The organism is Gordonia sp. UBA7860, from assembly GCF_002500165.1.
GTDB classification, from domain to species: domain Bacteria; phylum Actinomycetota; class Actinomycetes; order Mycobacteriales; family Mycobacteriaceae; genus Gordonia; species Gordonia sputi.
Map to the genome: position 1 here is coordinate 26,162 of NZ_DLSO01000026.1, position 9,777 is coordinate 35,938.

Genomic DNA, 9,777 nt, shown 5'->3' on the forward strand with positions numbered 1-9,777 from the left:
CTACAAACTCTCATCAAGCGCCGAAGACCTTGAGTACAACGGCTTTTGCGCGGCGGGTGACCCGGAGGTAGTGGTCGAGGAACTCGGCCGCCTGATCCTCCGGCCAGCCTGCAGCAAATGCTATCTGCCGCAACTGCTTTCCCGGGCCGGGAAGCTGATCGACGGGTTTGCCGCGCACCAGGACCAGGCAGTTGCGTGCCTTGGTCGCGGTGATCCACGCGTCCTTGAGCAGCGCGACGTCGTCTTCGGCGAGCAGTTCCGCCGACCCGATCGCGTCGAGCGACTGCAGCGTCGACGTGTTGTGCAGCGACTGGTAGCGGTGTCCGTACTTCAGCTGCAGCAGTTGGACGGTCCACTCGATGTCGGCGAGTCCACCGCGGCCGAGCTTGGTGTGGGTGGCCGGATCTGCTCCGCGTGGCAACCGCTCGGCATCGACACGAGCCTTGATTCGACGGATCTCTTTGACAGAGTCAGCGGAGACGCCACCTTCGGGGTAGCGGATGCGATCGGCCATGTGCAGGAACTCGATTCCGAGATCCTCGTCGCCCGCGACCTGGTGTGCGCGAAGCAGTGCCTGCACCTCCCACGCCTGGGCCCACTGCTCGTAGTACGCGGCGTAGGCGGCGAGCGTGCGCACGACGGGTCCGTTGCGCCCTTCCGGGCGCAACCCTGTGTCGACGATCAGCGGCGGGTCGTCGCTGGGCGTTCCAAGCATCGAGCGGACCACCTCGGCGATGGTCTGCGCCCACCGCACGGCCTTGGTCTCGTCTTCGCCGGGATTCGGTTGGCAGACGAAGAGCACGTCGGCGTCGGAACCGTAGCCGAGTTCGCCACCGCCGAGCCGACCCATACCGATCACCGCGATCCGCGCGGGTGCCGCGCGGCCCTCGACGCGTTCGGAATCCTGGATCGCAAACGTCAACGCGGCGTTGAGAACTGCGGCCCAGACACTCGACAGCGCCTCGCACACCTGCGGTACGTCGAGCAGGCCGAGAACATCCGCGGACGCAATACGCGCGAGTTCGGCACGCCGATGCGACCGCGCTGCCGCAACCGCTCGACGCAGGTCGGGCTGTCGCACTGTCGACGCGACGAGTCCCTTCGCCACGTCCTCCGGACGTACCTCGCACAGTCGTGGGCCGTCGGCACCGTCGGTGTAGAGATTGATCACCTCAGGCGAACGCATCAGCAGGTTGGCGATGTACTCCGACGTGCCAAGCACATGCATCAGACGAGCCGCGACGACTCCGTCGTCACGCAGCAGACGCAGGAACCAGTCGTTGTCCATCACGTCGCACAGCCTGCGATAGTTCAGCAGACCGGCGTCGGGATCCGGTGTGTCACCGATGTATTCGAGCAACTGCGGCAGGATCAAACGCTGCACCTGACCACGTCGACCCGACGCGGATGCCAGCGCACGGATATGACTGAGTGCCCGCTCGGGCTGCGCATAGCCGAGCGCGGAGAGGCGCCGCTGCGCCGACTCGTCTGTCAGCGTCAGTTCAGTGGTGTCCAGGCGGACCGCGGCTTCGAGCAGCGGGCGGTAGAAGAGCTTCTGGTGCAGTCGTCGCACACGGAGGCTCTGATGCTTGATCTGCCTGCGCAGCACCGACGTTGCGTCGAGGTCGCCCTCCCGCCTGATGTGCGCGGCGCGGGCAAGCCACCTCATGTTGTCGTCGTCGTCGAACTCCGGGAGCAGGTGGGTTCGCGACATGCGCTGCAACTGCAGCCGGTGTTCGAGCAGCCGGAGGAACTGATACGACGCATTGAGGTTGGCGCCGTCGTCGCGGCCGACGTATCCACCCGCCGTCAGCGCATCGAGTGCCTCGACGGTCGAACGGACCCGCAGCGACTCGTCGACGCGGCCGTGGACCATCTGCAGCATCTGCACGGCGAACTCGACGTCGCGAATACTGCCGCTGCCGAGCTTGAGGTTGCGGTCGCGTTCTTCTTCGGGCACAAGCGATTCCACACGACGTCGCATCGCCTGGACCTCGGGCACGAAGTCGTCGCGCTCGGATGCCTGCCACACCATCGGGTTGATGGCGTCGTGATACCGCTGCCCGAGTTCCATGTCGCCGGTCATCGGTCGCGCCTTCAGCTGCGCCTGGAACTCCCACGTCTTCGCCCACCGGTTGTAGTAGGCGACGTGCGAATCGAGCGTGCGGGTGAGCGCCCCGGACTTGCCTTCTGGGCGCAGCGCGGCGTCGACCTCGAAGAAGGCCAACGACCCGACGCGCATCATCTCCCCCGCGATGCGTGCCGACGTTCCGTCTGCCGGCTCACTGACGAACACCACGTCGACGTCGCTGACGTAATTCAGTTCTCGTGCACCGCATTTGCCCATAGCGATCACCGCGAGCCTGACCGGGATCGGCTTGTCGCCACACACCTCGCGGAATGCGACGGCCAGCGCCGCGGTCAGCGCGGCGTCGGCGAGGTCGGCGAGGAGCGCTCCGATCTCGGGAAACCAGATGACCGGTTCGTCCTCGACCGTCGATGCGACATCGTGCGCCGCAACCTGCAAGACGAGGTTGCGGTAGGCCGCCCGCAACGCCACCACGGCCTTCGGGCCGCTGAATCCCGCGCGGTAGATCTTGTTGCCCCGCTCGGTCTCGCCCGGCTCGGCGACCGCGTCGACGGCCGCGAGCATCTGCCGGTTGATCTCGTCGGTGTCGGGGAGTTCGGCCGGAATCAGACGACGCCACGCCTCCGGCTCGGCCACCATGTGGTCGCCGAGGGCGTCCGACGACCCGAGGACCGCCAGGAACCGACCGCGAAAGCCCTTGTCCGTGCGCAGCAGCGTGTCGATTTCCGACCAGTCGTCGCCCACCTGCGATCGCATCCGGACGATCGCGCGCAGCGCGAGGTCGGCGTCGGGTGAGCGCGACAACGCCCACAGCAGTTCGATGGACTCCTCGTTGTTCCACCCGAGGTCGGAGAGATTCTTCTCGGCGTCAGGGTCGAGCAGACCCAGACGCCCCACCGCCGGTACGCCGCCCCGCCCTCGAAGTGTTGTCACACCTAAGAAAATAGCGCCCCGCCCACTGATACCGGACACGGGTTGCCAACAAAGCAGCTACAGCGGGAGGTAGTTCCTCAACTCGAACGGGGTGACCAGGCTGCGGTAGTTGTCCCACTCGGCCCATTTGTTGCGCAGGAAGTAGTCGAAGACATGCTCGCCGAGCGTCTCTGCCAGCAACTCCGACTTCTCCATCTGGTGTAGCGCGTCGGCAAGGCTGCCGGGCAGTTCCTGGTAACCCATTGCACGACGCTCCGCGGGCGTGAGTGCCCACACGTCGTCTTCGGCCTCGTCGGGCAGTTCGTAATCCTCGACGATCCCCTTCAGCCCAGCGGCGAGCAGCACCGCGAAGGTGAGGTAGGGGTTGCAGGCCGAATCGGGGCTGCGGACCTCGACGCGGCGCGACGACGCCTTGTTCGGCGTGTAGAGCGGCAGACGCACGAGTGCCGAGCGGTTCGCGCCACCCCAGGTGGCCGCGGTCGGTGCCTCCCCACCGTAGATCAGGCGCTTGTAGCTGTTCACCCACTGATTGGTGACCGCACTGATCTCGTTGGCGTGGTGCAGGATTCCCGCGATGAACTTCTTGCCGGTCTCCGACAACTGCATCGGGTCGTCGGGGTTGTGGAAGGCGTTGGCGTCGCCCTCGAACAGGCTCATGTGGGTGTGCATCGCCGATCCGGGGTGATCGCTGAAGGGTTTGGGCATGAACGTCGCCCAGACACCCTCGCCGATCGCGACCTCCTTGATCAGGTACCGGAACGTCATCACGTTGTCGGCCATCGAGAGCGCATCGGCGTAACGCAGGTCGATCTCCTGCTGTCCCGGCGCGCCTTCGTGATGGGAGAACTCGACGGAAATGCCCATCGACTCGAGCGCCTCGATCGCGTGCCGACGGAAGTTGGGAGCGGCGTCGTGCACGGCCTGGTCGAAGTAGCCACCGCTGTCGGCGGGCGTTGGGACGCTGCCGTCGAGGGGGGCGTCCTTGAGGAGGAAGAACTCGATCTCGGGGTGTACGTAGCAGCTGAATCCCTGGTCAGCTGCTTTGTTGAGCTGGCGACGCAGCACGTGCCGCGAGTCGGCCCAACTCGGTGTGCCGTCGGGCATCACGATGTCGCAGAACATGCGTGCCGAGTGATGCCTGCCCGACGACGTGGTCCACGGCAGGATCTGGAACGTCGACGGATCAGGCTTGGCGACGGTGTCGGCTTCGGAGACACGCGAGAATCCTTCGATGGCCGAGCCGTCGAAACCTATACCCTCTGAGAACGCGCCTTCGAGTTCTGCGGGCGCGATCGCCACGGATTTCAGATATCCCAGGACGTCGGTGAACCAGAGACGAACGAATCGGATGTCGCGCTCTTCGAGGGTCCGCAGCACGAATTCCTTTTGGCGATCCATGACCGCCGACATTAGAAGTAGCCTGTTAAATCGGTGTTACGTTCACAATTCAAACTCGACAACCTGCACATTTGGCGCAGCCATCTCAGCATGCGAGAGGCCCATTCAACTCAGCGAGATTCGAAAGGTAATCGTCGACGGCCCTGTCGACGCACCGATTACCCTGTAGCGCCGCAGTATGGCCGTATCCGTCGACTGTGATCAACGTGCCGCGGGTGCGCCGAGCAATCTCCTCGCCCACGGCGTACGGCGTCGCCGGATCATGCGTCACGGCGACGACCAGCGGCGCGGGAGACGGCACGCTCGCCGCCGCTCCGGTCTCCGACTGCATGCTCTGGCTCGACGTCGCCGCTGCGTCACTGATCGGCGGCCAGAAGGCGCACGGATCCAGCGGTGCATGCCCGGTCCCGCGACCGTCATCGGTGTAAGGCGCGGCGGCGCGCAGTCTGCGATCGAGGTCGTCATTGTCAGCACGGTCGGTGATGCGCGGACCGTCGGCGCACCCGATAGCGAGGTAGGCGTCGGCCGAGTTGTCATAGCGTCCGCCGGGTCCCCGGCCCTCCAACAGGTCGGCCAGCGACATCAACGACTCGCCCCCGCGTCCGGCAGCGAGGTCGCCGAGTCCCGAGCGCAACGTCGGCCACAGGTCGGTGCGATAGAGCGCCATACTCGTGCCGTCGACCGCCGATTGGAAGTCGAGTGTGCGACCAGACCCGGCGGGCGCGGGGCTCCGCGTCAATGGCCGTACGAGGCGTTGGTAGTGCACCAGCGCTTCCGCGGGGTCGGCGCCGAGCGCGCACCCCGGCACCCGCGTGCAGTCACGAGCGAAGCCGTCGAACACCTCCTGGAATGACCTCGCCTGCGTCACGGCGGCGTCAATCGGAGCCGCGTCGGGGTCGACCGCCCCGTCGATGACCATCCGAAACAGGCGGTCCGGGTAGCGCTGCTGGTATTCGAGCCCGATCTTCGAGCCGTAGGAGAACCCGATGAAGTCGATTCGGGAGCGGCCCAGTGCCGCGCGGAGCCGGTCGACGTCGTCGACGACCTGGGAGGTGCCGAGGAGTCCGAGGAACTCGTCGCCGGTTCGCGTCGAACACTTCTGCGCAACGCCACGGTTCATCGCCTCGGCGGCAGCGATTCCCTGCGGCGAACGATCACCGGTGTCCGCCTCGCGCTCGGCGTCGAGTTCGGCCGCTGTCCGACACCGCACCGTCGGGACGGACGCACCGACCCCACGAGGGTCGAACGCGACGACGTCGCTGTGCGTCGTGAATCGTTGTGCCGCAAGACGATCTGCGGCTCCGAGGAGATAGTCGACGCCCGAAGCCCCTGGCCCTCCTGGATTGACGATCACCGTCGCGTCGCTGCGCTCCGACGCCCGCAGCCGGGCCACCGCGAGCGTGATCGTGCGGCCGTGCGGCTTCGAGGGGTCGAGTGGCACCGCGAGCACTCCGCACTCCACCCGCGCAGCCGACGGACCTGCGCCCACACCGTGTGCGCACGCTCCCCACCCGATCGCCCCGTCGTCGGCGGCGCGATCGGTCGACGCGCAACCCGCGCACACCAGCAGCCCCACCATCACCGTGGTCAGCAGCCGCCCCACGCAACCCTGCCCGCACGCACGTCGAGACCACAGAGGCCACCGCGCAAGAAAAGAGCAGGTCACCACGGTGATGGTACGGACGCGGGTGTCGACACCCCGACTGCACATGCTCGCGTGATGTGAGCAATCACACGTCTATCGCGGGTTTTCACCCAGCACTTCGGTGGGACCATGGAGGCGTCCGAACACAGCCCGGGTACCCGCCAAGCGGGACTCGAGGAAGAAAAGAGACAACGATGTCCCACGAGGCAGCTCATTCCGACGCGCCCATCTACGGTGGCGCTCCCACGTCCGGCGCTTCAGCATCCGGCGAATCCGCACCACGTCGACGCACCACCCGCATCCATCATCTGGCACAGATGAAAGAGCGGGGCGAGAAGTGGTCGATGCTCACCGCATACGACTATTCGACGGCCCGCATCTTCGACGAGGCCGAGATCCCCGTTCTTCTGGTCGGCGATTCCGCCGCCAACGTCGTCCTCGGTTACGACACCACGATCCCCGTCTCGATCGACGAACTGATCCCGCTCGCCCGCGCCGTCGTCCGCGGCGCACCCCACGCGCTCGTCGTCGCCGATCTCCCGTTCGGCAGCTACGAGGCGGGCCCGCAGCAGGCACTCGAGACCGCCGTGCGCTTCTTCAAGGAGACCGGAGCACACGCGGTCAAACTCGAAGGCGGAGAACGCGTCGCCCACCAGATCGCCACGCTGACCGCAGCCGGAATCCCCGTTATGGCGCACATCGGTTTCACTCCGCAGAGCGTCAACGGACTCGGCGGGTTCCGTGTCCAGGGTCGCGGCGACGCGGCGGACCAGCTCATCGCCGACGCGATCGCCGTCCAGGAGGCGGGCGCCTTCGCAGTCGTCATGGAGATGGTTCCCGCAGAACTCGCCGCCCAGATCACGCGCAAGCTCACCATCCCGACAGTCGGCATCGGAGCGGGCAACGAGACCGACGCCCAGGTTCTCGTCTGGCAGGACATGGCGGGATTCACCCACGGCAAGACCGCCAAGTTCGTCAAGCGCTACGCCGATGTCGGCGGGCAATTACGTACCGCTGCAGCAACATACGCCGACGAGGTGCGCCGCGGCGTCTTCCCTGCCCCCGAGCACAGCTACTGACTCTCGCGCCGCGAAATACTTAGCCGGCTGAGCCACCGCTCGCTGCGGGTTGCGATCTCAGCGCATCCGCCAGTTGGCGGACAGCACTGTCCGAACCCGCGTCGTTGTGGCGGTTCCGACTGTGATCCACAGTACGTAGGCTCATATTCGTGACCGAGACCACGACCGACGGCAGCTGCCGCCCCGGGTTCGACCCGGAACTCAAGGCTGGCCTCGCCGTGGTCGGCGGGGTCTTCCCGCCGACGATCACACCCGATCTCATCGGATTCATGCGTAAGTCGTACGCCTCGCCGCCGATCGGGCAGATCCTCGCCGGGCGCGCCGTCGATCACCGTGAGTTCGTCGTCCCCGGCTACCGCGGCGACGACATCGTCGTCTCGGTCTTCAGTTCGCCGCGCGCCACCGGACGTCGACCGGCCATCGTGTATGCACATTCCGGCGGACTCATGTTCGGTGACCGCTTCAACGCCCTCGACATCAACCTCGAGTGGGTGGAGCGACTTGGCGTGACACTCGTGTGCCCCGAGTACCGCCTCGCGCCCGAACATCCCGATCCCTACGCACGCGAGGACATGTACGCGGCACTCGAATGGACCGCACGGCGGGCCGACGAGATCGGTGTCGACCTCGGACGAGTGATGGTCGGCGGCGCCAGTTGCGGTGGCGGCCTCGCCGCGGGCATGGCCCTGGCAGCGCGCGATCGCGAAGGACCGAGGATCTGCGCGCAATTGCTGGTGTACCCGATGCTCGACGACCGCAACATCACCGCGTCGACCCACCAGTTCGACGGCGTCGGCGTCTGGGACCGGATCAGCAACGAAACAGGTTGGCGCGCAAGCCTGGCTGACGCCTACGGCAGCGCCGACGTCTCGCCCTATGCAGCACCGTCACGCGCGAGGGACCTGCACGGGTTGCCGCCCGCCTTCCTCGACGTGGGCACCGCGGAGATCTTCCGCGACGAGACCGTCGCCTACGCGCAGGAGCTGTGGGCTGCCGGCGTCAACGCAGAACTCCACGTCTGGCCCGGCGCCTTCCACGCATGCGACATCTTCGCCCAGCACACGGCGTTGGCAAAGGCCATGTTGCGCAGCAGATTCTCCTGGATCGAGCGCACGCTGGCCGACTGAGACGCCCGACAACCCCAGAGAAGAACATTCGCTTCGGCCACACCCGGTCGCAGCGCGATGAATTGCACCCAAGGAAAGGATCGACACGATGAGTGCACCGATGATCGACGCGGACAAGGTCGCCGCAGCAGCAGCCGAGGTAGTGAGCGGAGCCGTGCCCTCGGTTCCCGGAGTGGTGGCAGGTATCACCACCGACCGCGAGAACATCTACCTCGGGGCCGCGGGCAAACGCTCGGTCGACTCCGACGTCCCCATGACCACTGACACCACGTTCGCGATCTTCTCCACCACCAAAGCGTTGACGGCGACCGCGGCGCTGCAACTCGTCGAATCCGGGGATCTCGACATCGACGCGCCGGCCAAGAGCTACGTGCCGGCAATCGGTGAACTGCAGGTGATCGAGGGTTTCGACGACGCAGGCGAGCCCATTCTGCGTGCTCCGGCCTCCGATATCACGACTCGCCAATTGCTTTTGCACACAGCGGGATTCGGCTATGACTTTTTCAACGAGACCTACAATCGGCTGGCCACCGACCACGGCCAGCCGTCGATCGTCACGGCAACCATGGAGTCGCTGACCACACCGCTGCTGTTCGATCCGGGAACGCAGTGGGAGTACGGCACGAACATGGACTGGTGCGGATTGGTGGTGGAGGCGATCACCGGCAAACGACTCGACGACGTCATGGCCGAGCGCATCTTCACACCGCTGGGGATGAACAGTTCGTCGTTCCGGCTCACCGAAGATCTCCGCTCCCGACTGGCCACGATGCACCAGCGAGAGGCCGACGGCTCGCTGCGGCCGCTGCACGACTTCGTGCCGCCCGCCGAACCCGAGGTGCACATGGGTGGCCACGGCATCATCTCCACAGTGGAGGACTACCTGAAGTTCATCAGGATGTGGCTCAACGACGGCCGGTCGGACTCGGGTGAGGAGGTCCTCCGGAGTCAGACGGTCGAGTTCGCAGCGCAGAACCATCTCGGTGATCTGAAGGTGAAGATGCTGCCCGGCGTGATCGCCTCGCTGTCCAACGACGCCGAGTTCTTCCCCGGACAGTCGAAGTCGTGGTCGTTCTCGTTCATGGTCAACGACGAGGAGGCCCCGACCGGACGGCCTGCGGGCTCGCTCGGCTGGGCGGGCCTGGCCAATCTCTACTACTGGATCGATCGACGCAACCACATCGGCGGGTATTGGGCGACCCAGATCTTCCCGTTCGCCGACCCGGATTCCGTCGGCGGCTATCTCGACATGGAGACCGCCGTCTACCGGGCACTGCGCGGCTGAGGACACACGCCACCGGACCCGACCGAGTCGTCAAACGGCCGCTCGGGGGTCCGGTGGCGCGATACCCTGCTAAGCCTCGATCCACCGATTTGTACCTGTCCGGGGGATGAGGGATAGACGAAATGCCCTGTCTGAGTGACAGAATGGGACTTGCTCAGGGTTCCATCGGTACACGCAGAAGGGCATCTCGTAGATGCGACTGTCTCATAGCCATCCGGTCC

6 protein-coding genes are annotated in these 9,777 nt (G+C 65.9%); 3 read left to right on the top strand and 3 right to left on the bottom strand.

Annotated elements, in window-relative coordinates:
* Positions 1 to 13: 13 nt before the first annotated feature.
* The 3 genes from B3T59_RS03805 to B3T59_RS03815 form a co-directional block, all read right to left on the bottom strand.
* On the bottom strand, positions 14 to 3,022 hold the full coding sequence (locus B3T59_RS03805; protein ID WP_251722461.1) for a bifunctional [glutamine synthetase] adenylyltransferase/[glutamine synthetase]-adenylyl-L-tyrosine phosphorylase: 3,009 nt from the start codon (positions 3,020 to 3,022) through the stop codon (positions 14 to 16).
* A 57-nt stretch (positions 3,023 to 3,079) separates the two neighbouring features.
* Positions 3,080 to 4,420, bottom strand: coding sequence for a type I glutamate--ammonia ligase (gene glnA / locus B3T59_RS03810; protein WP_287001525.1), 1,341 nt, complete (start codon positions 4,418 to 4,420; stop codon positions 3,080 to 3,082).
* An 85-nt stretch (positions 4,421 to 4,505) separates the two neighbouring features.
* Positions 4,506 to 6,086 (bottom strand): alpha/beta fold hydrolase, encoded by a 1,581-nt coding sequence (locus B3T59_RS03815; protein ID WP_287001526.1) that lies wholly within the window; start codon positions 6,084 to 6,086, stop codon positions 4,506 to 4,508.
* Positions 6,087 to 6,259: 173 nt separating this feature from the next.
* On the opposite strand from B3T59_RS03815, the gene panB reads away from it, so the two are divergent.
* From panB to B3T59_RS03830, 3 genes are all read left to right on the top strand, one after another.
* On the top strand, positions 6,260 to 7,144 hold the full coding sequence (gene panB, locus B3T59_RS03820) for a 3-methyl-2-oxobutanoate hydroxymethyltransferase (RefSeq protein WP_287001527.1): 885 nt from the start codon (positions 6,260 to 6,262) through the stop codon (positions 7,142 to 7,144).
* Positions 7,145 to 7,293: 149 nt separating this feature from the next.
* Positions 7,294 to 8,271 carry an alpha/beta hydrolase gene (locus B3T59_RS03825; RefSeq protein ID WP_287001528.1) on the top strand — a complete coding sequence of 326 codons (978 nt, stop codon included), beginning with the start codon at positions 7,294 to 7,296 and terminating at the stop codon, positions 8,269 to 8,271.
* Between the two features lie 88 nt (positions 8,272 to 8,359).
* Entirely contained in the window at positions 8,360 to 9,556 is a 1,197-nt protein-coding gene (locus B3T59_RS03830) for a serine hydrolase domain-containing protein (RefSeq protein WP_287001529.1), read from the top strand.
* Positions 9,557 to 9,777 lie beyond the last annotated feature (221 nt).

What these genes read in the sequence shown, in the direction of transcription:
- panB (WP_287001527.1), top strand. Translation starts at nt 6,260, where the DNA reads ATGTCCCACGAGGCAGCTCATTCCGACGCGCCCATCTACGGTGGCGCT.
- B3T59_RS03830 (WP_287001529.1), top strand. Translation starts at nt 8,360, where the DNA reads ATGAGTGCACCGATGATCGACGCGGACAAGGTCGCCGCAGCAGCAGCC.
- glnA (WP_287001525.1), bottom strand. Translation starts at nt 4,420, where the DNA reads ATGGATCGCCAAAAGGAATTCGTGCTGCGGACCCTCGAAGAGCGCGAC.